This is a genomic window from Streptomyces sp. NPDC021100, from assembly GCF_044333095.1.
Taxonomy (GTDB): domain Bacteria; phylum Actinomycetota; class Actinomycetes; order Streptomycetales; family Streptomycetaceae; genus Streptomyces.
Genome location: NZ_JBIRQH010000023.1, coordinates 90,461 through 110,736, shown reverse-complemented (window position 1 = coordinate 110,736; position 20,276 = coordinate 90,461). Strand labels below are relative to the sequence as shown.

Sequence of the window (20,276 nt, the reverse complement as noted above, 5' to 3'; positions counted from 1 at the left end):
TTTTTTTGGGGGGGGTTTTGTTTTTGGTGGGGGGGGGGGGGGGTTTGCGGGGGGGGGGGGGGGGGTGTTGTGGGGGGGGGGGGGGGGGGTTGGGGGTTTTGGGGGGGGGGGTTTTTTTGGGGGGGGGGGGGGGCGGCCGGCCGCCCCCCCCCCCCCCCGGCGGTCTACAGCAGCGCCTATGTCGGCGTGCAGTGGGGCGGCAGGGTTCGTGGGGTCCGGCGAGGCATCCGTCGCAGCCTTCGGCGGCGGCCTCGAGCAGGGGCTGCAGGTGGGCGAGGACCGCTCCGGCGTGGGTGAGAGGCTCCGCCTTGGCAGCGGTGATGACGATCAGGGCGTGCGGGGCGAGCCCGCTGGTACGGATGCGGACGCCCGAGGCGTCCCCGGGGTAGGCGGCCAGGTCCGGCAGGTCGACGGCACAGCCGTCGCGCTCCACTCTCGCGCCGGCCTTTGCCAGCATGTCGGCGAGGATGTCGAGTTCGTGTACGGCGGCCGCGGGCGTGGCCGGCCAGTCCAGGCGAGCGCGGTGCCTGTCGGCGCGGGCGAGAGCGTCGGCGATGGTGGGCGCGGTGATCTCCCGGGTGCGGTCGGGGTCGAGTCGGAGGCGGTAGACGGGCATGCGGCCCTCCTGCTGTTCGTGCGTGCTTTCGGGTGTCGGCGCGCTGCCACCGCACACCGACGTAAAAAAGCTACCGCCCTTTCGTCACGACCGGCAAGAAGATGCACACTTCTCGGCGCGTCGGGCGGCTACACTCTGCCGCGTAGACCGCACGGCGGGCCTCTCGGCCGGGCGTGTGTGTTTTCGGTGGCCGGCGCCCTTGCCACCCGCTTCGGCGGATTGGGCGCCGGCCGTTTTGCTGCGCGGGCCGCGCCCAGCCCTGCACCGTCACGACAGCCGGGCACGCGGGATCCTTGCGGCCACCGCGCCGACCGCGCGGCCAAGACCGCTGGAGTTCGCACCGCTCGAACCCGGGGCGCTCCGGAGCAGGCCGGCGGGCGAAGGCCTGGGCGGGAAGCAGGACATGACGGGCTGAGCGAACCAGGCCGCGTCTGGCCGTAGATATCCCGGCCTCTTCTCTGGCTATCGCAGAGAAGAGGTGTCGCCTGGCTGCTCCGGCTTGCCCGAGGGGGCTGACCAGGGGTGATGAGGCGAGAGCTGCGGAGGGTCGACCAACTCTCGGTCCACCCTCCATCCACCGGTGGAGCACAGGGTCCGGCAAACGGTGCAGCCAAGGGTGGGGCCAACCAGCCGGGCAGTTCTCAAGAAGCCCAGCGGGGCAGGGCCCCGCGGTCGCGCGCGTCATCCTTTGCCACGCGGAGCTGAGCGGCGGCCCACTGGTCAGCTCCGCGCTCAACGTCACGCAGGTAGGTGGCGCGGGCCCCGGAGGCCGCAGGACCAGGCGAGTTGAGGCCGCAGCCCCAGCAGATGACCCGGTCGGCGCATGCGGGGCAGGCGGTGACGTGCCCGCAGCGGGAGCAGGTGTGCTGTGCATCGCGGTCCAGGACGTCGCTGGCGGCGATCCGTGAGCGTGTGCGGCAGGAACCGCAGCCCACGGTCATGGGCCGGGTCCAGTCGACGTGCCCGCGGTCAGGCGTCAGCATGTAGTCGGCTGAGTCCGGCTCGCTGGCGATCCCGCAGGCAGAGCACTGGAAATACGGGCATCGTTCCTCACGGGGCACGTCGGTCACTGGGCTCTCCTCCACTGGTCCCGACGGCATGGCCACGCCGTACGCACCCGAGATCCTAGGCACACGGGCAGGGTGACCACCGGCGAACCGGAGGTTCTCGCACAGCTAGTCAGCCTGCGTCAGGCCCCGGCCGGCTCGTTGCCGGGCACTGCTGCCGCCATGACGGCGTTGGGGGCATCCCCGGCGGCGATCGAGTGGAGTGCGCAACCGTCCACGCCCTCGCCGGGGTTAGTTTGGCGGCCATTTCCGGGCCGGGCGGCCCCAGGTGCCGTCTCAACGCTGGGACCTGTTGCCCTGGGCAAGCCCGGATTGCCCAGGGGGCACGGCTGGGCAAGCCCGGCAACGGCGCGGGCAAGCCCCCTTTAAATGCAGACTTCTGCAATGCATACTGTGGCAATGCACTGGGGGTGTCGTCGGGCTCTTTACGCCGTAAAGGCGGCCCCGGGCACCCGAGCCGAACGAGAGACTGCACCGGAACCCCGCAAGGGACAGCCGCATCGCGGCAGGACAGGCGTCACGCGCACAGCCAGGAGGGGCGTACAGATGGATGGACGATCGCTTCGCGAACATCAGGAGGAGGCCGTCGCCGCCGCGGTGAAAGCCCTGGAGCTGCCGGCGGGCGTGGCACTGCCCCCTGCCGGGCTCCGGACGCAGGTCATCATGGCCACCGGCAGCGGCAAGACGGATGTCGCGGTGGCCACCGCCCGGGAGCTCGCCGCGGACCGGGTCCTGGTGCTCGTGCCGTCGCTGGATCTGCTGACGCAGACCGCGGTGGGCTGGAAGGTGGGCGGCCGCAGCGGGCCGGTGGTCGGGGTGTCCTCGCTGCGCCAGGTCGGGTTCCCGAACACCACCGACGCCGCCGAACTGGTCACCCTGACCCGCGAGTCGGGCACCATGACGGTCTTCGCGACGTACGCCTCGCTCGGCACGATCGCGCACGCCCACACGGCCGGCCTTCCGGCCTGGGACCTGATCGTGGTGGACGAGGCGCACCGCACCAGCGGGCGCCTGGGCAAGCCCTGGGGGGTTGTCCACGACAACGGGCGCGTCCCGGCCACGGCGAGGCTGTACATGACCGCGACGCCCCGCCTGTGGCAGGCCGACAGCGCCGGCGACGACACGCAGGAGCAGTCCGGCGGCGCCCCGGGCGAGCTGGCGGCCTCGATGGAGGACGACCCGGACGGCATCTTCGGCGCCGTGGCCTACCGGTTGCCCTTGGAGGAGGCGCAGGACCGCGGCATCGTCGCGCCCTACCAGGTGGTGTGCGTGGAGGTGGCGGACCCGATGCTGCAGAGCGCGATGCTCACCGCCGCAGAGGAAGGGGAAGTGCGCGGGGCACGGCTGGCCGCTCTGCAGACCACGGCAATGAAGACGGCCGTGGAGGAGGAGCTGACCCGGGTGCTGACCTTCCATCAGCGGGTCGCCGAGGCCGAGGCCTTCGCCCAGGGGATGCCGGGTACCGCGGCGGCTCTGTGGCAGGCCGATCCGCAGACGTACCCGCGTCCGGAGGCGGTGCGGGCCGACTGGCTGTGCGGCGAGCACAAGCCGGTGTACCGGCGCAGCGTCCTGGGTGACTTCGGCGCGGGCCGCGGCCGTGACGGCGCCCCGGTGGAGAAGTGGTTCCTGTCGTCGGTGAAGGTCCTCGGTGAAGGCGTGGACACCCGTGAGTGCGATGCGGTGCTCTTCTGCGATGTCCGCGGGTCGATGCCCGATCTGGTGCAGGCTGTGGGCCGGGCGCTGCGGATGCATCCGGGCGAGGGCAAGGTCGCCAGCCTCGTGGTGCCGGTCTTTCTCGGGCCCGGTGAGTCGCCGGACGACATGCTCACCTCTCCGGCGTATCACGGCCTGGCGAAGCTGCTGACCGCTCTTCGGGCCCACGACTCGCGGATCGTCGAGGCACTGTCCGAGCCGAAGAGCACCAGCACCCCGGCCCCGGCCATAGTCCGCGACGACGAAGCCGGGGAAGGCGACTGCGGGGACAGCGCAGACGGAGCGGATGGTGAGCCGGTCAGCCGTCCGGCGCGGGAGCTGCTGAAGTTCTCCTCGCCGCGTGACGCCGGGCAGCTGGCGGCGTTCATCCGGTTGCGGGTCCTTAGCCCCGAGCGGGTGTACTGGCGGCGCGGGATCCAGGCCGCCGCGCGCTACGCCCAGGAGTTCACGGACCTGCAGGTGCCGTACAACTTCCGCACCCCGGGCGACTGGTCGCCGGCGGAGTTCCCGCTGGGTGTGTGGCTGGCCGACTGCCGGCGCTACTACAGCGTCGGCAGCCTGGAGGAGGGCCGGGTTGCCCAGCTGGAGAAACTCGGCATGGTCTGGTCGACGATGGACGCCGCTTTCGAGGAGGGCCTCGCGGCGGCCGCCGGCTGGGCAGCTGAGCACCGGGTCGGGCTCGCGGCGCCCGTGGACGCGGTCTTCCAGGGCTACCCCGTGGGCACGTGGTTGAGGAATCAGCGTGCGGCCGCGCGCCGGTCCCCCGAGCCCGGTGACGACCAGCCGCAGGTCAGTGCCGCGGCGTTGTCCGATGAGCGCCGGCAGGCACTGGAGGCCATCGACCCCGGCTGGTGCCCCGACTGGGCCGTCGACTGGCAGCGCTGCTTCCGGCTCGCCTGGGCCCACCTGCAGGAGGAAGGGACGTTGCCCGCCGGCACGGTGGACGGCGAGGCCCTCGGCACGTGGATCGCGGCGCAGCGCAAGGGCTTCACCAAGCTCGCCGCGACCCAGCAGTGGCTGCTGACCAGCGTGCTGGGCATCGAGCCGGCCGCGCCGAAGCGCACGCGGGCCGGTGCCTGGGCCCAGAACCTTGCCGCCGCGCGGCAGTTCGTCGAGCGGGAGCAGCACCTGGAGGTCCCCCGCAGCCACCGCGAAGTGGTCGAGGGCGTAGAGACCCGCCTAGGTGTATGGGTCAACAACCAGCGGAGCCGGGCCGCGACGCTATCCCCGGAGCAGGTGAAGCAGCTATCCGAGATCGGGATGCGGTGGTCGTGATGGGCATCGCCGTCACGGCGTCGCGCACCAGCTGGCGTGTGATGCGCGCCCTGGCCACCGAGACGCGGGCGCCGGCGCCCGTACGTGATCCGGGCTGGGGCGCCCACCGCACCCAGCCAGACGAGGGAGGCACACCATGAGCACCGAGCAGCACGACGCGGACGCGTACGGCGAGGAGCTGGCCCGCATCAGCCACCACCAGCACGAGGCCACGGCGGCGCGGTTCACCGTCTTCCAGGCCCTGGCCGCCGTCGGAGTCGGGCCCGAGCAGGCGGACGAGATGGTGTCACGGCTGGAGGCCGGGGCAGTGGCCGGGGCGCACACCTGGATCTCCGAGAGCAGCGCCCCGCACGGGTCCGAGCAGCGCTTCGAGGACGGCTGGTTCGCCGGTGTCCGCGATGTCGCCAGCTACCTGCTGCGCATCGCCGACACCACCGCCGCTCAACGCGGGCGCGCCGCCTCAAGCGCCCTGATGGTCGCCCACCTTCGGCAGCCAGCCGCCCCCGCCCCGCAGCCCCCGGCGCAGGAACCGGCGGCGACGCGGGATCTTGCTACTTGAGGTTGTCGTGGCGTGGTCGGCGAGCCATGAACCCCAAGGCGACAGAAGGGCACATAGTGGGGCCTTGGCCTCATGGGAGGCCTTCCCCTTGTCTCGCCGCCCGACCCGGCGGACCTCCGATGGGGAGAAGGAGCCAAGCCCCGCCCGAGCAGGATCCACGCAGCCCGCTGTCATCGTCTCGCCTGGGCGCGTCGGGGTCGGTGACGACGCGCAGCAAGGGGAATCGCGATGAGTCACGGCAGCACGCTCAGCCAGCAGGCCCGCTACCGAGCCCGGTGCACCGGGCTCGGGCACCAGGCTCAGCTCCAGTTCCTCAGCCGGACGCGTCCAGCAGTCCCCGTCCCGGCGGCCGGCAACGACCAGGCCCTGCTGGAGGCGGCACTGCTCGAGGGGATCGACGGTATCGTCGGCTGCTCCGCTCACCCAGCGGGGATCCAGTCGGTCCTCCCTCGCCCCGATCACCTCACTGCGCGTCTCGATCTCTATCTCGGCGGGCGCGAGCGCATGCTTCCAGCGCACAGTCTGGAGAGGCTCCTGCCCACCCACTACACCGGCCCGGATCCAGCCCCTGGCAGCGTCGGCGGTACCGCAGGAATCCGCCTGTTGCGCATCGATGAGGACGGGCTGCACCTGGGCCTGGTCGGCAGCAGCGCCTCGGCGACGCTCACCGGCCCGACATCGGCCCAGTGGCGCGCCTGCGTAGCCGACCATCGGTCCTGGTGCGCTGAGAATCAGCTGGAACCGTTGTGGGACAGCGCGGTTCTCACCGAACCGGAGATCGCCCTCCGGGCGGAACACCCGCTGTGGGAGCGGATGCTCACGGACAGCGCCTGGCTCGGCAGCGGCCTGCTGCGCCGTATCGGCCTCTTCCACACCGTGTGCTCCGCGTACTGGCTGCGCTACTGGTACGACGGCGAGGACTGGAAGATCGACCTCTCCTACGAGCACGGCGTTCCCGCCGACCACGACGCGCTCGTGGAGCACCTCGTCCACCCGGTGTGGGGCCTGCCACTCCGGGTCGATCACCGCCACTGCGAGTGTCGCCCGTGCGAGTGCGATGGCGGGCGCGAGCGTCAGTGCGCGATCGAGCTCGCGCCCGTGGGCAACCGCTGCGGCGGCGTCAGTTTCCGCTTCCGTTCCGCGCCACAGCACCGCGACCTCAGCACGCGGTACACGAGGTTGCTGGCCGCGGGCGCCGGGCAAGGCTGGCTCCAGCGGAGTCTTCCCCGGCATCACCGGCAGGCGGAAGCCTCAACCACCGCTTGCTGCTAGGCCGCCGGCGCAGCGTCGGCGGCTCCTGGAAGAACACGGTCGAGCCACTGCAGGTCAGCGCCAGCTGCGGCGAGGTGACCGCGTTCTTCGCCGAGGTCGTCAACCGCATCGGTCTTCAGCAGCCTCACCTGGAGTGTTCCTGGTCTCTGGCCCGTGGCGTCCGTCAGGTCCAGGGTGCACATGACCCCGGGGATGCGTCCGTTGCAGTGAGCGCCCTTCAGCCTCAGCCCGAATCCGTGGTCGGGATCGAGGAGGTGGTCCCGCAGCTGATCGTGATCGCACCAGCCGACGCCACGTCGTTCCAGGCGGACCACCCACTGCGTGGAGTGCTTCCGGCGTACGTGCACGCTGTATGCGTCAGTGGCGTTGTGCAGCATCGCAATCCGCCGCAAGAGTCCGCTGCCGATCCAGGCCGTTTCCTGAAGGCGGCCGAAGTGGACGCGATGGCCGTTGATGAAGTCGGCCTCCTGGGGCAGCCGGCGCCCCAAGGGACCTTGCCACAGAGCCTCGTCGTGGGGGACGCCCCACTCCTGGTGCCATTTCCGGGCAGTGGCGGCGAACTGATCGGGAGTGATGTTGTCGAGGTGGATGGCGGCGCCGGTACCGGCCTGGCGGAGGACAACATGCCCGTCAGCGGTGATGACGCGCAGTCCCGCGAGACCGTAGGTCTCGTCGTCGCTGGTGAGGAACGGCAGGACCTGTTCAACGAGCATGGTCGGGAAGGCAACGGGGTCAAGGCACAGGTGCAGGCCGTCGGCGGTGGAGTGTGCGGAGGCGATCCCCAGCGGGTGGGCGTACCAGTCGTAGGGTCCGCCGATAGCACTGAGGAACTCGGCTTCGAACACCTGCTGTTCCAAGGACGGCTCGGGGATGACCGGCGCGCTGGCGGGGACGCACTTCAGCAGGTCCAGGGACTGGGTGTGCTGAAGGCCTGTGCACAGGGTGAGAAGGCGGGCTCGGTCGGCGAGCCGGCTGCGGTCCGTCATGACGTGCTCCTCGGTCCGCCGACCCGGAGAAGAGGACGCGTCGTACTGCCACAGATCGCGCGAAAGGGAAAGGTTCGATGAGGCAGAGCCGCGCTCCGTCCGGCACATGCGCAGCGGGTCGGCGTGCGTACGGCCTGGGCTTCCTCCAGCCACCGGCCACCTCACCATGCCGGGCGGTGCGCGGCGCGGTGGCGCGCAGTGCCGCAGGACACCGGGTCGCCCGAACGGCCGCATGCTCGGCGGCGCGGCCCTTGTCTCAGAAGGAGAAGGCGGAGCGGTTGAGGGCGGCGATGTGGGCGCGGGTGCGGTCGTCGAGCTCCAGACGGCCCCAGCGCCGGTTCGCGAAGTAGACGCCCTGGGAGGGGTCGGTGGTCCGGAAGTAGATGTGGCAGCCGTCGTCGCCCTCGCCGCAGCGGCACCAGTGTTTGGTGACGGTCCAGCCCAGCCCGGTGGGGGGTTGCGTGAACAGGGGCAGCAGCTCGGAGCAGGAGGGCCCGTCAGTGGTCTCCACCGTCCATTGCCGGCCGCCGAGGGTGGTCTGCCACAGGTCGGTTCCGTTGAGGGAGCCGGGGCCGGTGGTGGCCAGGATCCTGCGCAGCAGCGCGGATCCGAAGAAGGGGTTCCAGTTCATGGCGTTGTGGGCGGCGTCGGCAGCATGCTCGGCGCGGCTCCAGGTGTCGCTGTGAGTGAAGACGGCGTCGGCGCCGTAGTAGCCGGCCAGTCCGTGGGCGATCCGGTGCCACCAGCGGGGGTTGAACCCCCGCAGGCGCACCTCGCCGGTCTTTCCGGGCCGGTACAGACGGACGTCGGTGGCGGTGGTGCGGAAGCGGAGGCCGAAGACGCCACGTGCGTGGTCACGGAGTTCGCCGGCGGTCGGGTCCGCTGTGGGCAGCAGCCTCTCCGCCCACGAGTGGATCACGTATGGCTCGTCCAGCAGGAAGAGGGTCAGGCGGTCTGGTTCGGGGTGTACCCGCTTGATGCCGATGGGATGACGTGAGAGTCCGCCGAGGCCGGCTGCGGCCAAGGCGACCGCGCTTTCGAGCTCGGCCTGGCCACGGTGGCGCGCCGCCGGGATTCCGCAACAGGTCGCGCTCGACGGGAGGGCGGTGGCCAGGATCTGCTGCCGGGTTTCTCCGGTGCACCGCACACGAGGGGGTACGGCGTCGGTCATCTGGTGTTTCATCGCACGGTTTCCGCGCCGCAGTGGCCCCTTGGACGGCGGCGCTGATGACTACTGCGACGACGCGATGTTGTCCTCCCCCGACGTGGAGGAGCGGAAGCTTCTGACCGGTGTGCCCGGCGACTGGCATGTTCCAGGGGCCTGCCCTTGTCGCGCGGCCGGGTGCTCCAACCCACTGCCATGAGAGCCGACCGTCCGCGCGGTGGTCAACGCGCCACACCGGGGTGGGGAACGCCGAGCAGCTTGGCGAGCTGCTCGAGGTCCTGTTCTTTCCGGACCAGCGTGATGGCGCCGTCACCGAGACGCAGCACGCCCTGGTCGCGCCCGCGGGCCTGGTAGGCGGCGCCGGGGATGCGGATCACGCTGGTGGTCAGGACGTCGGCGACGTCCTGGACTTCGGCCCCGCCGGTCCACACCAGGCGGGGGTTCGGCTGGCCCGGTGCGGCGTCCGCCCAGGCGGGCCAGCAGTCGAGTGGCCGGCGGTAGAAAGCCTCGGTGCGCGCCATCAAGGCGGCGCGCAGCGGCGTGCAGGCCGATGGTGCCCAGTGGTGGGCGTGGGCGGCTTCCGCGGTGGTGAGCTCGGGGAGCTGCCACAGGGGTTGGGTTCCGGGCTTGATGTGCCAGGAGGTCTCGAAATCCAGGATGGGGGTGAGGTCGGGGTGCGCCTTGGTTCCCTGCGTGTCGATGAGGTCGAGGCGCGCCCCGGTGGGCAGGTGCTTCAAGCGCAGCCGGCGGCGGCCGACACCGATCAGGCGCAGGCCGGGGATGCCGGAGATGTGGGTGCGGTGGTGGAGCAGGGGGAGCATCCGGGCGGCAATCCGGCAGGCGGTGTTGGTGTGGACGTCCAGGCGGTCGGGGTGGACCGCGATCCAGTTCAGATAGCCGGTGATGCTCGCCATGGCGGTCGCCCCGGGGCGCTCCCAGGGATGCGGATGGGCTTCGGTGCTCATCAAGCAGGTGACGAGCAGGGCCTGGAAGCGCTGCTGGGCGGGGCTGCCGGAGTCCAGGTGGATCTGGCCGGTGCGGGTCTGGGGGACGCTGCGGAGGGGGAAGCCCAGCAGATCCTGGCAGGCGCGCAGGTGTGCGCGGTTGCGGGTGTGCGGCATGGCGGGGTCCGTTCGCGGCACGCTGCCCGGGCACAGCGTCCCTGCTGGCGGGCCGCTCGGCATGAAGTACGTGATGGTGGTGCGGGACTGGGCATCGCACCCTTGGGGCCCTCCGCTGTTCACCCGGGCGAACCGCTGGCCTCCGGGCCGTCCCCCGGCCCTTGGCCTCACTGTAGGAGGCGGCGGTCCCGGCCCATGAAGTGACACACCGGTCCATGCGTTCCTCCGGGTGAACACCCAGATGCTGCGGCTACCGGCCGAACCCGTCCTCGCCGAGAAGGTCATCGGCTCGCTCGGAGAGGTCACTTCGTCCCGAGTGCCCCATGCCGAGCGACCGGGGCAGTACGGGTCCGAGGACTTCCCGCAGAGCGGCGACGGCCTCCTCCAGCTTCTCGGGAGGAAGACCGTTCACCAGCTCGTGGAGCTCTTCACGCTTCTCTTCGCTTGTCGCCACACGCCGAGCGTACGAACCGAACCATCGGTCCGCCGCCCGGCTCCTGCCGCGTGTGCTCTTCATGCTGCTCACCACGGCCTGGCACCGATTCGCCGTGAGAGGGCCAGCCGACTGGCCCAAAGCGGTCAAGTAGCCCGCCGGGGATCCGTCGACTGCCGCGTGGTCGCTCGGCACCGAGGACGCCGGCATCTATGCCAGTGCACATGGGAAACACAGATGGAGGCGGCGGCTGGTACCGCCGTGCGGTGACGGAGTTGCTGTGGGCAGAGTTCGGCGCGACCAAGGACTGGCCGGCCGGGCTGGGGACGGCTTCCAGGCTGCTGCTCGAGCTGGACTACCTGCTCCCCAAGGAGTTCACCAGCATCCTCGACGCCGCCGCCCGTCAGTCACAGCCCAAGGGCGGGAGCGTGGACGCGCAGTTGGGCCACGCGGTCATGGCTGAGGCACGCCGTCTCCTGGGCGACGAGACATTCGACAAGCTCATTGCCTGCGCCGCGCAGATCAACACCCCCACGCCGAGCGGTCCACCAGCCGGGCGTACTGCCACGCAGACCAGCAGGTTCGCCGCTGGGGCGCAGTCAGCGCGGACACTGGCTTCATAGCCCTGCCGCTGCGCCGGCCAGCACGCCCAGCAGCGCGCCGGTAAGCATCCAGGGCCCGAACGCGATCATGCTGCGGCGGTCCGCGCGCCGGGCCGCCAGCAACGCCAGCCCGTGCAAGGATCCCAGGGCCAGGCTGGCGAGGGCTCCGAGGTACACCACCGGCCACCCGTACCAGCCGAGGGCGCACCCGAGGCCGAGCGCCAGCTTCACATCGCCGAAGCCCATGCCGCTCGGCCGGACCAGGAGCAGCACGAAGTACCCGCCGCCGAGCGCCAGTCCGCCGAGCAGCGCGCCGGTCCACGATCCTCCCGCCCCCGGCGTCCATGCCGCCGCGCCCAGCAGGGCAACCAGAGCGAGCGCCAGCGGCAGGGTCAGCACGTCCGGCAGCCGGCGGACCGACCGGTCGACCTCGGCCAGCAGCACTCCGACCGGGGCCGCCAGGAGCCAGACCGCCAACTCCGGCCGGGGCCCCACCGCCGCCGCGAGCGCCGCGGCCGCCACCGCGGTCACCGCCACCGGCCACAGCGCCCCCTGCCCGTACCCTTCGCCGCACTCCCCGCAGCGGGGAAGCCCGAGCCAGCCGGTGACCGGGTGCCCGCAGGGTCCCGTCGACTGCCAAGGCTCCCCCGGCTCGACGCTCAGCCGGTACCGGGCGTGCGGCACGAGCAGTCCGGCGACGGCCCCGTAGGCCGCAGCGAAGAAGATCAGCACCACAGGCATGGCCCGAAGACTACGGACTCGCCGGGCCGTGCTCCCCCGGCGCCTACTGGCCGGGACGCTCGCGCCGTGCGGCCTGGATCGAGGCTTCCAGCGCAGCCATCAGGTCCACGGGCGGGGCCGGCTCTGCGGGGGGTTCGAGTTCCCCGCCGGCAGCCTTCGTTTCGACCAGGCGGTTCAGTGCGGTGGCGTATTCGTCGTGCTGCTCCGGCGGGGCAGGCTGCGCGAGGGCTTCGACCAGGACCTCGGCCATCGCCAGTTCGGGATCCGCCGGGCGCGCCACGGACCCGACCCGCTCGGGCGGCTCGACCCGCTCGTGCGGCCAGTACAAGGTGTGCAGCAGAAGACGGGTGCCGCCGTAGGGCCGCAGGATCGCGGGGCGCTCGCGCGTGCGGATGGCGACTTTGCCCGCACCCACGCGGTCCGCACGTGTCAGCGCTGTGGCGAGCAGGGTGTACGGCCGCTCGGCGCCGGGCCCGTGAGGTTCGACGTAGTAGGCCCGCGCGTACATCACGGGGTCCACGGTGTCCGTGGGGACGAAGCCGACGAGCTCCACGACTTTGCGGGTGGGCAGCGGAAGGCGGGCCAGGTCCTCGTCGCGGAGGACGATGGTTCCGGCCGCCGTCTCGACTCCCCGCGCGACCTGCTCGTAGGGGACCTCCTGGCCGTCGGATTCGCGGATCCTCCGGTGCCGGATTCTGGAGCCGTCCACGGCATCGACCTCATGGACCTGCCCCGCGTGCTCGGCACGCGTTGCGGGGTACAGCTGCACAGGCAGCACGATCAAGCCGACGCTCACCGTCCCGCTCCAGATCGGCCTCATGCCTGGCGGAGGTCAGCGCGGGGACGGGCGCAGGTGCGCGCTGGATGCCGTGTCCGTCCGTGCCCGCCAGTCGCGCGGGGACCAGTGCTCGCTCATAGCTCGAGCGTCCTCGCGGGCCGTGCCGCGCGCACGCCGGAAGCCTCCGGAGGAGGGCCGCGCTTTCAGGTCGCACCTTGCTGGTGTCTCGACGTGCGACGAAATTCGAACACGTGCTCTAATTCGATGCATGGCCACCTTCCCCCACGATTTGGTGCAGGCCCAGCGAGACTGGATCACCACCTACCAGGCGCTGGCCGCGACGCCGAGGTCGAACGCCACCACGGCGCTGCGGCGCCGCATGCTTCGCCTGTCCGTCCGGATCTTCTGCCACCCCTATTGGTCCGCCGGCCCGGGCCGCTCCTCGGCGGGCCAGGTGGAGCTGCGCCGCCAGGCCCGCTCCGCCGAGGCGCACCGGGCAGGTGAGGCATGACGACGCCGTGGGTGCTGTCCCATCGACAGGTAGCGATCTTGTGCACGATCCGGGAGTCGATCGCGGAGCACGGCGAGGCCCCGACCATCAGGGAGATCGCCGACCAGGTCGGCCTGTCCAGCACGGGGACCGTCGCCTACCACCTGGACCGGCTGGAGGAGCGCGGGCTGATCAGCCGTGAACGGCGCTGGCGTTCGGTCCGCCTCGGAAGCTGACGGCCATCGTGCAACGTCGCCAGCGAGAAGGGCCCACCGACGATCAGGTCCGGGACAGGACTGCGGCGACGCGCCTGCGGATACCCGCGTGCAAGTCGCGGTACCGGCCGTCGTACCGCGGGTCGTCGAACTTGTAGTCCATGGTGGTGAAGCGCAACTCGATCAAGCCCGTGGCCGCCTCGTCGTCCAGCCGCACCCAGTGCGCGGTCCGCGGATAGAGCTGGTCAAGGTGGTGTGCGCGGCGCACGGGCAGGCCGAGCTCGGTGTCGGTGAGCGCGGCGACCAGTTCTTCCTTGCGATGGGGGACGCCGGTGCGGTGGTCGATGTCGATGCACCAGCGCACCGGGCCCAGCCCTTCGTAGCCCCGGATCGACGGTGCTCCCTTGTGGCCGGTGACGAGGTCCGCGGCGACGACGTTGTGGAAGAGCGGCAGTCGTCGCAGGAGTCCACTGCCGAGCCATGCACCGGCCTCGAAGTTCTGCGCGTACCGGCCCGTGCGCCATTGCTGGGCGAAGGCCGCTTCCTCCGGGGACCTCCGCGCGGGGCCCTTCCACAGCGGGATCCAGCCCGACTCCCTGGTTCGCTCCAGGAGGGACCTCTCGGCACGGTCCCACGCGGACGGGGGCAGGCCGGTCAGCCATACCGACGTCTGCCGGCCCACTTCGCGCAGCTCGATCCCACGTTCGGTCCGCCGGTGGATGCGCAGGCCGAGCAGACCGTGGACGTCTCCATCAGGCTCGTAGACGGGCAGGAGCATGGGCAGGAGTTCCTTGGCCCGCCCTTCGCTCTCCACTTCCAGACTCACCCACCCGGCGTGCGGCCGGACGCGGCGGATCCCGAGGGCGAACTCGGTGAAGTCGTACCGGGAATGGAGCGCCGCGCCCAGGACGTAGGCCTCGAGCAGGCGCTGGTGGGCGGAAGCGGGCTCCGGGATCGCGGCCCTGCCGGGCTCCAGACCGCGCCGGGCCTGCTCATAGCTCTCCCCGGTGTAGCGCCTGCGGGCTTCGGCCCTCTTGCTGAACCGGTTGTGTCGCATCGGAAGACTCCCTTCGTCCCCGCACCGCGGCCCAGGTACAGCGAGGGGTGAACTTCCCGTGGTCAGATGCGTCCTGCGTCTGCGTGGCTTGAAGCCGGCCTCCTTCGCTCCCCGCTCCCGGCGCCCGTGGGGCCGCAACGCCTGGGGGAATCCGCAGCCTGCCACCGGCCGCAACGGCCACCACTATGGCGTCTTGAAGGACCGGCCCCGCCGGCCCGGTGCCTTGGCCTGTGCGGGGTTCACCCGGTTGGGGGCTGGTGATCGCCGGTATCGCCGATCCATGCGCGGCCCCTGCCCCCGCTCTTCACGCGTCCCTTGCGCCCAATGCTGTGGCGATCGACCGGGCGAGCGGGGGTGTGATGGGGAAGGCGGAGGTGTCGGTGCCGCGGCCGGCCGCGACGTCCAGGACGGTCATCAGCAGCGTCGCCCGGGTTCCTTCGCGGGTGCGGATTCCCACCCACCCGCCGAGGGCCTCGGCCGCGATATCGCTGGAGGGCAGCGCCCGGACCTGGAGGCCGTCGACGTCGGTGTCGATCCATCCGGCGTCGTCCCAGGCGAGGTCGACCGCGAGCATCCACTCGTCGATCGCGGTCGTCAGGCGGCCCTCGAGGGCCGCGATGGCGTGCTCCTGGTGCACGTACGCGCGCGGCACGCCCTCCCAGCGCGGGTCGTCGCTCGCAGGCCGCCCTCGCCCGGTCCCCTCGGCGCGGTCGAATGCCAGCAGGCGCAGGGCGGCCTCCACGGCCTGGTCCCGCGAGGCGCCGTCGTGCAAGGTCTGCGCGCAGCGGTCTGCGGCCGCGGCATGCCGGAGAAGGTATTCGCGGCGCAGCGCGGTGCTGGCCTCGGAGTCGCCGGAGAGGATCTGCAGGCGCTCGACGGCGCCGAGCTCGTGCAGCAGTGCTTGGTCTGGGCTGCTCATCGCTGCTCCTGGCCGGCCCGGAGCAGCGGGGCCAGGACCTCGAGCAGTGCGCAGGCGCCGTGTGGCCGGCTGGCTTCCTGTTGCGGGGTCCACGGCAGCGGCAGCCCATCGCCCTCCGCGCGCGGGAGGAGATGGATATGAAGGTGCGGGACGGTCTGTGTGGCCAGTGGCCCGACGCTGGTGATGAGGTTCAGGTCGCAGTCGAGTTCGGCGCCCAGCTCTGCGGCTCGTGCCATGGTCAGGGCGGTGATGGCGGGGTCGACGACGGCGTTGTCGACGTGGCGGCGCGGGATGACCAGGGTGTGCATGGCGTTGACGCCGCCGCGCGGCATGATGGCGAGCGCGTCGTCCCACTCCCGTACGACGGTGGCCGGCTCGGTGCCCGCGATGATGCGGCAGAAGACGCAAGTCTCGGCCACGGTGGAATCGCGGTGGACCAGCGGCCGGCCGATGTGCCGGTGTTCGGTGTGGACCGTGATGCCGCGTGTGGTGAGCCAGGTGCCGACGGCTTCGGCCACGGCCACGGCGCGGTGGCGGCCGTACCAGCAGTGGACGTACAGGTGTGCGGGGTTGTCGCCGGTGCGGCGCTCGGATAAGGCGAGGACTTCGCGGCCGGTGTCCGCGATGAGTTCGGTGGCGCCGGGCGCGGAGAGCACGTATGCGCGGACGGCGGCGTCGAGTCCGGTGAGCGGGACCAGGTCCTGGGTGGCAGCGCGCGCGGCGGGATCCCACAACCGGTTGGACACATCGAGCAGCAGGACGGGCGCCGCGTGGCGGGGCGGGTCGTTCCAGCGGGCGCCGTAGGAGGTGATGACGACCTGGGACGTTGCGGACACGAGTCCTCCGGAAGTGGGGTGGGCCCCGCCGTGGAGCGGGGCCCGAAGGGCTGGGCGTGCTGGGCGGATTGTCAGGGCCTACGGCGGGCCCGGCCGCGTTCTACTTCTGGGCTCCGGTGGCGAGGTGGTGGTGCTCCACCTCGGTCGGGATGCCGCGGGCGTTGAGGATCTCGGTCATGGCGTCGCCGATCGTCACGGCACGGGTGCGGCCGTCGTGGTCGCCGATCAGTACCCGGACGGTGAAGTTCTTCCGGGCGTTGAAGTCGAGCAGTGCCTTCGTCTGGCCCGCGATCTCCTCGAGCTTGGTGAAGGCCATGCGGGAGGCCATCACGTGCTCGATGACGTCCGCGTCCTTGCCGTCGCGGCCCTTGAGGTGTTCCTGCTGGTTGGGGTCGTCGAAGTCGACGCCGCGGAGGTCGACCAGGAGCGCGCCGACGACGGTCTCGGGCACGCCGTGGTCGAACCCGAACGTCTCGATGTGGACCCAGGGGAACGCGCTGTCGCTGTAGTCGCGCATGGCGGTGGTCTCCTCGTTCGTCGTGTGTGCGGTTCCACCATTCCGGCCGCGATGGGGCGGCGGCAGGGGGTTGGCGGTGTTTCCCGTTTCCCCTTTTGCGGCGCCGGTCAGCTCTCTTCGAAGCGGGCGGCGGCGCAGGAGTGGCAGATCGTCATCTGCTCGTGGTCGTCGCGCTCCGGGTACAGGGCTGCGGTGAACGGATCCGGCATGACCTGCACGTCCGGCCTCTCCTGACCGCACTCCTGGCAGACCAGGAGCGGTGCGATCTTCTCCAGGGCACGGTCGATGCGGTCGCCGGTGCGGTCCTGGGCATAGGCCTGGGCTTCGTCGAGCAGCTCGGCGGCGGACTCGATGTTGTCGTGGTCGACTTCGGTGAGGGAGACGGCGATCGTGCCGAGCACGTTGGCGAGGGCGGCGAGGACGCCCTGCTCCGGGTTGCGGTGGTCGTGCAGGGCCCGGAGGGCGGCTGCGTGCGGGGCGAGGTCGCTGGTGCGGGTCGCGGCGTCGCAGATGCGGTCGAGGCCGATGCGGACGATGGCGGCGGCCGCGGCGAGTTCTTCGTCGAGGGTCATGTTCTCGGTGCTGTTCACGGCGCGATGTCCTTCCGGAGCAGGGTCACAGGGCGGCGATGATCAGGGCTGCGAAGAAGAGGAACAGGACGTGGAACGACTGGTCCAGGGCGTAGGCGCCGGTGCCCAGGTGTTTGCCGGTGATGCCGTCGTCCTCGGTGGTGGTGTGCAGGGTGTCGGAGCCGAGCCGGTAGAACTCGGTCTGGCGGGTGACCTTGGCGAGCCAGGCGAGGGTGGTCCTGCGGTCCGCCCACCAGTGGCTTCCGGCGTCCAGGCCAAGGCCCAGGAGGAGGCCGGCGATGCTCAGGCGCAGGTCCAGGACGGCGGCGGCCAGGGCGAGCAGGAGGCCCTTGGTGAGGGTCAGGGTCAGGACGTGGCGGGTGTCGGCGAGGCGGCCGGTCCAGCCCTTCTTCCCCTTCGCCATGCTCTGGGCGGAGGTCTGCACCCAATGGTCACCGAAAAAATGTGCGACCCAGAGGGTGGCGAAAACGGCGGCGAACGTCGAAGCGGCGGTGTGCGGCATGATGACGGGTACCTCCTGGTGTCTTGAGTGGATGTCCGGAGGCCCGGGGCGGCCGACTCTGCTTGCCGGCGATGCGGCCGCCCTGGGGTGTTTCAGCGGCGCTTGTTCTTCTCGGCCTTCATGAAGGCCTCGAGCGCCTTGGCGGGGTCGCTGTGGCGGGTGTGGGTGGTGCCGTCCGCGTAGGTGGTCGTCTCGTTGCCGTCCTTGTCGACCACCGTCTTGACGGTCTGTCCGTTCTGGTGGGAGACGGTGGTGGTCGTGCCGTCCTGCTCGTGGATGTGGACGTGCTGCCCGCCGCGGACCTCGCCGTGGTTGACGAATCCCCTGAAGCGCTTGCTCATGAGCGTGACCCTTCCTGTGGAGTGTGCGGATGCGGGCGGTGTGATCAGTCGAGGGGGACGATGTCGTCGGCCGAGGTGAGGATCTCGCCCTCGCCGTCCCAGTCGATGAGCCATTGGCCGAGTGCGGTGCGTGCCGCGGTGCCGGTCTTGGTCTCGTCGTTGCGGTGGCGGACCCGGTCGCCGGCCTGGAGCTTGGCGACGGCGGCCTCGCGGGCCCGGTCTTCGCTGTCCCGGGCCTTGAGGCGGTCGGCCACGAGCTTCTTCGCTTCGGCGGGCGGGCCGGTCTGCAGGCCGTTCTCGTCGACCCAGTGGCCGTGCTCGGCGTATTGCTGGGCGACCTTCTGGTAACGGCTGCGGGCGGTGGAGCGGGACACCTCCAGCGAGTTGGCGATGGCGCCCCACGACATCTTGTACTGGTCGCGCAGGATCAGCAGCAGGAGCTCCAGGCGCCGGCCGGTGAGTTCGGCGAGCCAGTTCAGGCCGATGGCCAAGTGGTAGCCGTCCTCGGCGTTGGCCGGGTTGCCGCCCGTCTCGGGCGCGGGAAGGGCGCGCAGGAAGCTGTCGAGGTAGCCCTTGGCGACCCAGCCGTAGAGGACACCGGTGGGGTCGTCCTGCTTGTTCCAGCGGATCGTGAGCTCGAAGTCGCCGTCGTTGGTGGCCTTCAGGTTGTGCTCCACGGGGTGCCCCCTTCCACGCTGTGCGACTTTCGCACACCAAAGACTGTACGAGATCCGCACAGCACGGGGAAGGGCACTCTTCGGCCAACCCGCCTACGGAACCGGTCACTTCGACGACCGACAGACCAACACACGCCCTCCGCCTGCCGTTACCAGTCCGGCAGGGCAACGTGCGTCCAGCTGGCAGGCCGGTGTCCAGCGGTCTCCCGTTCGTCGGGGAGACCGGGCCACGCCCACCGGAAGCCCGTGGCCGACAGATCAGATCGATAGGCCTCGTAGCAGTAGGGCGGCTGGTCCACGCACGCCAGCCGGCCCGCACAGTAGCTGCCTTCGCCGCCGTAACCGATCTGGCGGCGAACGGAGGACAGCTCAGCGTTCGGATGCCGACGCGGACGAAGACGCCGTGCCGGGCGAGGGCTCGATCTCAAACGCCTTGGCGAGCGGCGTGCCGGGGAACAGGCGGGCCACCTGCTTGGTCAGCTGCAGCATCACGTTCACCAGCGGGATGCTGTCGCTGCGGATGGTCTTGAGCCACAAGAAGAGGGTCGCAGGCACGGTGAGCAGCAGCAGCCACGGCGTCCACCAGAACACGGTCGCCACGCTCAGCACCGCCGCGCCGGCCGAAGCTGAGCCCCAGGCCACGCGGAAGAGGCGGCTGTACATGCTGTTGAGGTTGACGCTCCAGCGGTACTCGCCCTTCTCGCGCCGTACCTTCGCTCGCAGTATCGGCCAGTAGTCGAAGTACAGGTCCCAGGGGTCGACCAGCAGCATCACGCCTATGAGGACGAGGCCGGATCCGAACCCGCTGTAGGTGCGGCCGAAGCTGGTGGTGAGGGCGTAGTCGAGCATTGCGCCGCCCATCATCAGCAGGCCGCCCAGGCCCCGGCCTGTGAGCAGCGCGATGTCCTGCCAGACCTGCAGTTGGCTGCGCTGTCCGGTGCCCTGGGGTTCGGGCAGGTCGTCCGCGATGCGCTCGCGGCGCTGGACGCCCTCCTTGAGGAAGCCTTCAGCCGTACGCAGCGCCCGGTCGACGTCGGCGAGGAAGTACTCCTCCTGCAGTTCTGGCGGCAGCGGGGCGTTGTGCACGCTGACTGCGACGTTGATGTCGGTGGGTGGCATCGCGGTGCGCAGCTGTGCGAGTTCCTCCTGGAGGGTGGTGGTCTGGGCCTGGGCCCGGCCGGCGAGGAGCTCAGCCTCCTGGCGGGCCTGGCGGGCCAGCTCCAGTTCCTGCCTGGCGATGCGCAGTTGCTCGGTGAGGGTGTCGATCTGCTCCTGGGCTGCGGCCGGCGCCGCAGTCAGCGCATCGAGATCCTCCTGGAGCCGGGCTACCAGGCGCAGCAGGAGCAGTGTCAGTTGGTGTGCGCCGAGGCGTTCTTGTTGCAGTTCCAGGGTTCGGTCGGTCATCACGGCGAGCCGGTCGTTGGTCTTCTCGATCACCGCGAGGGCGCCGCCGGGCGAGGCCGGGCTCTGCGGTGCGGCGGAGGGAGGCTTGTCGGCGGCCTGCCACAGGCGGTGCGCCCGCTCAAGGTCCAGGGCCCGCTTGCGCGGCTCGGTGACCACCGCCTTGACCACGGCGTCGACGAAGGCCTTCGGCGGCACTTTCCCGCTGAGGTTGTCGCTGATGGTCGACTTCCCGTACGGCACCGCTTCCTGCAGCTGACGCAGCGTGATGCCGTGCAGGTCGATCAGGTCGCGCAGGAACTGGGCCAACTCCGCGGCCTGCGGGGTCTGCGCGCGTAACGGAGCCCATGCCCGTCCCCGGCCCTTGCGGCCCGCCATCATGCCCCCCGGCTTTGTCCGGCCG

General features: G+C 71.0%; 21 protein-coding genes. 6 read left to right on the top strand and 15 right to left on the bottom strand.

The window, feature by feature from the left end; all coding sequences use genetic code 11:
- Positions 1-2,229 precede the first annotated feature (2,229 nt).
- The 3 genes from ACH4PU_RS30800 (at position 2,230) to ACH4PU_RS30790 (ending at position 6,502) form a co-directional block, all read left to right on the top strand.
- On the top strand, positions 2,230-4,671 hold the full coding sequence (locus ACH4PU_RS30800) for a Helicase associated domain protein (protein ID WP_398279329.1): 2,442 nt from the start codon (positions 2,230-2,232) through the stop codon (positions 4,669-4,671).
- Positions 4,672-4,807: 136 nt separating this feature from the next.
- Complete coding sequence (locus tag ACH4PU_RS30795; protein ID WP_398279326.1) at positions 4,808-5,230, top strand: hypothetical protein; 423 nt, start codon at positions 4,808-4,810, stop codon at positions 5,228-5,230.
- Positions 5,231-5,458: 228 nt separating this feature from the next.
- Entirely contained in the window at positions 5,459-6,502 is a 1,044-nt protein-coding gene (locus tag ACH4PU_RS30790) for a hypothetical protein (protein WP_398279323.1), read from the top strand.
- Here the strand turns inward: ACH4PU_RS30790 and ACH4PU_RS30785 are convergent.
- The 4 genes from ACH4PU_RS30785 to ACH4PU_RS30770 form a co-directional block, all read right to left on the bottom strand.
- Entirely contained in the window at positions 6,499-7,488 is a 990-nt protein-coding gene (locus tag ACH4PU_RS30785) for a hypothetical protein (protein WP_398279319.1), read from the bottom strand. The genes ACH4PU_RS30790 and ACH4PU_RS30785 overlap by 4 nt on opposite strands.
- A 256-nt stretch (positions 7,489-7,744) precedes the next feature.
- Positions 7,745-8,671 (bottom strand): hypothetical protein, encoded by a 927-nt coding sequence (locus ACH4PU_RS30780; protein ID WP_398279316.1) that lies wholly within the window; start codon positions 8,669-8,671, stop codon positions 7,745-7,747.
- A 203-nt stretch (positions 8,672-8,874) separates the two neighbouring features.
- Positions 8,875-9,774: a hypothetical protein gene (locus ACH4PU_RS30775; RefSeq protein ID WP_398279313.1), complete on the bottom strand. Its 900-nt coding sequence runs from the start codon at positions 9,772-9,774 to the stop codon at positions 8,875-8,877.
- Positions 9,775-10,024: 250 nt separating this feature from the next.
- The gene (locus ACH4PU_RS30770) at positions 10,025-10,228 is read right to left on the bottom strand and encodes a hypothetical protein (protein ID WP_398279310.1); all 204 of its coding nucleotides are present in this window, start codon (positions 10,226-10,228) and stop codon (positions 10,025-10,027) included.
- 203 nt (positions 10,229-10,431) lie between these two features.
- On the opposite strand from ACH4PU_RS30770, the gene ACH4PU_RS30765 reads away from it, so the two are divergent.
- Positions 10,432-10,830 carry a hypothetical protein gene (locus tag ACH4PU_RS30765; protein ID WP_398279307.1) on the top strand — a complete coding sequence of 133 codons (399 nt, stop codon included), beginning with the start codon at positions 10,432-10,434 and terminating at the stop codon, positions 10,828-10,830.
- Here the strand turns inward: ACH4PU_RS30765 and ACH4PU_RS30760 are convergent.
- Together ACH4PU_RS30760 and ACH4PU_RS30755 are read right to left on the bottom strand one after the other, a co-directional pair.
- Positions 10,825-11,550, bottom strand: a complete 726-nt coding sequence (locus ACH4PU_RS30760; protein ID WP_398279304.1) for a prepilin peptidase — start codon at positions 11,548-11,550, stop codon at positions 10,825-10,827. The genes ACH4PU_RS30765 and ACH4PU_RS30760 overlap by 6 nt on opposite strands.
- Positions 11,551-11,593: 43 nt before the next feature.
- The gene (locus ACH4PU_RS30755) at positions 11,594-12,370 is read right to left on the bottom strand and encodes a Ku protein (RefSeq protein ID WP_398279301.1); all 777 of its coding nucleotides are present in this window, start codon (positions 12,368-12,370) and stop codon (positions 11,594-11,596) included.
- 226 nt (positions 12,371-12,596) lie between these two features.
- Between ACH4PU_RS30755 and ACH4PU_RS30750 the strand changes: the two genes are divergently transcribed.
- Together ACH4PU_RS30750 and ACH4PU_RS30745 are read left to right on the top strand one after the other, a co-directional pair.
- Positions 12,597-12,839: a hypothetical protein gene (locus ACH4PU_RS30750; protein ID WP_398279298.1), complete on the top strand. Its 243-nt coding sequence runs from the start codon at positions 12,597-12,599 to the stop codon at positions 12,837-12,839.
- Positions 12,836-13,054: a LexA family protein gene (locus tag ACH4PU_RS30745; protein ID WP_398279295.1), complete on the top strand. Its 219-nt coding sequence runs from the start codon at positions 12,836-12,838 to the stop codon at positions 13,052-13,054. The genes ACH4PU_RS30750 and ACH4PU_RS30745 overlap by 4 nt, the downstream gene beginning before the upstream one ends.
- A gap of 43 nt (positions 13,055-13,097) precedes the next feature.
- Here the strand turns inward: ACH4PU_RS30745 and ACH4PU_RS30740 are convergent, their stop codons facing one another.
- The 9 genes from ACH4PU_RS30740 to ACH4PU_RS30700 form a co-directional block, all read right to left on the bottom strand.
- Positions 13,098-14,090 carry a hypothetical protein gene (locus tag ACH4PU_RS30740; protein ID WP_398279292.1) on the bottom strand — a complete coding sequence of 331 codons (993 nt, stop codon included), beginning with the start codon at positions 14,088-14,090 and terminating at the stop codon, positions 13,098-13,100.
- Between the two features lie 304 nt (positions 14,091-14,394).
- Entirely contained in the window at positions 14,395-15,009 is a 615-nt protein-coding gene (locus ACH4PU_RS30735) for a hypothetical protein (protein ID WP_398279289.1), read from the bottom strand.
- On the bottom strand, positions 15,006-15,845 hold the full coding sequence (locus tag ACH4PU_RS30730) for an HIT domain-containing protein (RefSeq protein ID WP_398279286.1): 840 nt from the start codon (positions 15,843-15,845) through the stop codon (positions 15,006-15,008). The genes ACH4PU_RS30735 and ACH4PU_RS30730 overlap by 4 nt, the downstream gene beginning before the upstream one ends.
- A 100-nt stretch (positions 15,846-15,945) precedes the next feature.
- A complete protein-coding gene (locus tag ACH4PU_RS30725; RefSeq protein WP_398279283.1) occupies positions 15,946-16,362 on the bottom strand; it encodes a hypothetical protein in 417 nt (138 codons plus the stop codon).
- 107 nt (positions 16,363-16,469) lie between these two features.
- Complete coding sequence (locus ACH4PU_RS30720; RefSeq protein ID WP_398279280.1) at positions 16,470-16,952, bottom strand: hypothetical protein; 483 nt, start codon at positions 16,950-16,952, stop codon at positions 16,470-16,472.
- Between the two features lie 25 nt (positions 16,953-16,977).
- The gene (locus ACH4PU_RS30715; protein ID WP_398279277.1) at positions 16,978-17,454 is read right to left on the bottom strand and encodes a DUF3307 domain-containing protein; all 477 of its coding nucleotides are present in this window, start codon (positions 17,452-17,454) and stop codon (positions 16,978-16,980) included.
- A 92-nt stretch (positions 17,455-17,546) separates the two neighbouring features.
- Complete coding sequence (locus tag ACH4PU_RS30710) at positions 17,547-17,795, bottom strand: hypothetical protein (RefSeq protein WP_398279274.1); 249 nt, start codon at positions 17,793-17,795, stop codon at positions 17,547-17,549.
- Positions 17,796-17,839: 44 nt separating this feature from the next.
- Positions 17,840-18,472, bottom strand: coding sequence for a hypothetical protein (locus ACH4PU_RS30705; RefSeq protein ID WP_398279271.1), 633 nt, complete (start codon positions 18,470-18,472; stop codon positions 17,840-17,842).
- Positions 18,473-18,841: 369 nt separating this feature from the next.
- Complete coding sequence (locus ACH4PU_RS30700) at positions 18,842-20,182, bottom strand: hypothetical protein (protein WP_398279268.1); 1,341 nt, start codon at positions 20,180-20,182, stop codon at positions 18,842-18,844.
- Between the last annotated feature and the right edge of the window lie 94 nt (positions 20,183-20,276).

Coding starts and splice junctions, on each gene's coding strand:
- ACH4PU_RS30800 (WP_398279329.1), top strand. CDS start 2,230: ATGGATGGACGATCGCTTCGCGAACATCAGGAGGAGGCCGTCGCCGCC.
- ACH4PU_RS30795 (WP_398279326.1), top strand. CDS start 4,808: ATGAGCACCGAGCAGCACGACGCGGACGCGTACGGCGAGGAGCTGGCC.
- ACH4PU_RS30790 (WP_398279323.1), top strand. CDS start 5,459: ATGAGTCACGGCAGCACGCTCAGCCAGCAGGCCCGCTACCGAGCCCGG.
- ACH4PU_RS30785 (WP_398279319.1), bottom strand. CDS start 7,488: ATGACGGACCGCAGCCGGCTCGCCGACCGAGCCCGCCTTCTCACCCTG.
- ACH4PU_RS30780 (WP_398279316.1), bottom strand. CDS start 8,671: ATGAAACACCAGATGACCGACGCCGTACCCCCTCGTGTGCGGTGCACC.
- ACH4PU_RS30775 (WP_398279313.1), bottom strand. CDS start 9,774: ATGCCGCACACCCGCAACCGCGCACACCTGCGCGCCTGCCAGGATCTG.
- ACH4PU_RS30765 (WP_398279307.1), top strand. CDS start 10,432: ATGGGAAACACAGATGGAGGCGGCGGCTGGTACCGCCGTGCGGTGACG.
- ACH4PU_RS30760 (WP_398279304.1), bottom strand. CDS start 11,550: ATGCCTGTGGTGCTGATCTTCTTCGCTGCGGCCTACGGGGCCGTCGCC.
- ACH4PU_RS30755 (WP_398279301.1), bottom strand. CDS start 12,370: ATGAGGCCGATCTGGAGCGGGACGGTGAGCGTCGGCTTGATCGTGCTG.
- ACH4PU_RS30750 (WP_398279298.1), top strand. CDS start 12,597: ATGGCCACCTTCCCCCACGATTTGGTGCAGGCCCAGCGAGACTGGATC.
- ACH4PU_RS30745 (WP_398279295.1), top strand. CDS start 12,836: ATGACGACGCCGTGGGTGCTGTCCCATCGACAGGTAGCGATCTTGTGC.
- ACH4PU_RS30740 (WP_398279292.1), bottom strand. CDS start 14,090: ATGCGACACAACCGGTTCAGCAAGAGGGCCGAAGCCCGCAGGCGCTAC.
- ACH4PU_RS30735 (WP_398279289.1), bottom strand. CDS start 15,009: ATGAGCAGCCCAGACCAAGCACTGCTGCACGAGCTCGGCGCCGTCGAG.
- ACH4PU_RS30725 (WP_398279283.1), bottom strand. CDS start 16,362: ATGCGCGACTACAGCGACAGCGCGTTCCCCTGGGTCCACATCGAGACG.
- ACH4PU_RS30715 (WP_398279277.1), bottom strand. CDS start 17,454: ATGCCGCACACCGCCGCTTCGACGTTCGCCGCCGTTTTCGCCACCCTC.
- ACH4PU_RS30710 (WP_398279274.1), bottom strand. CDS start 17,795: ATGAGCAAGCGCTTCAGGGGATTCGTCAACCACGGCGAGGTCCGCGGC.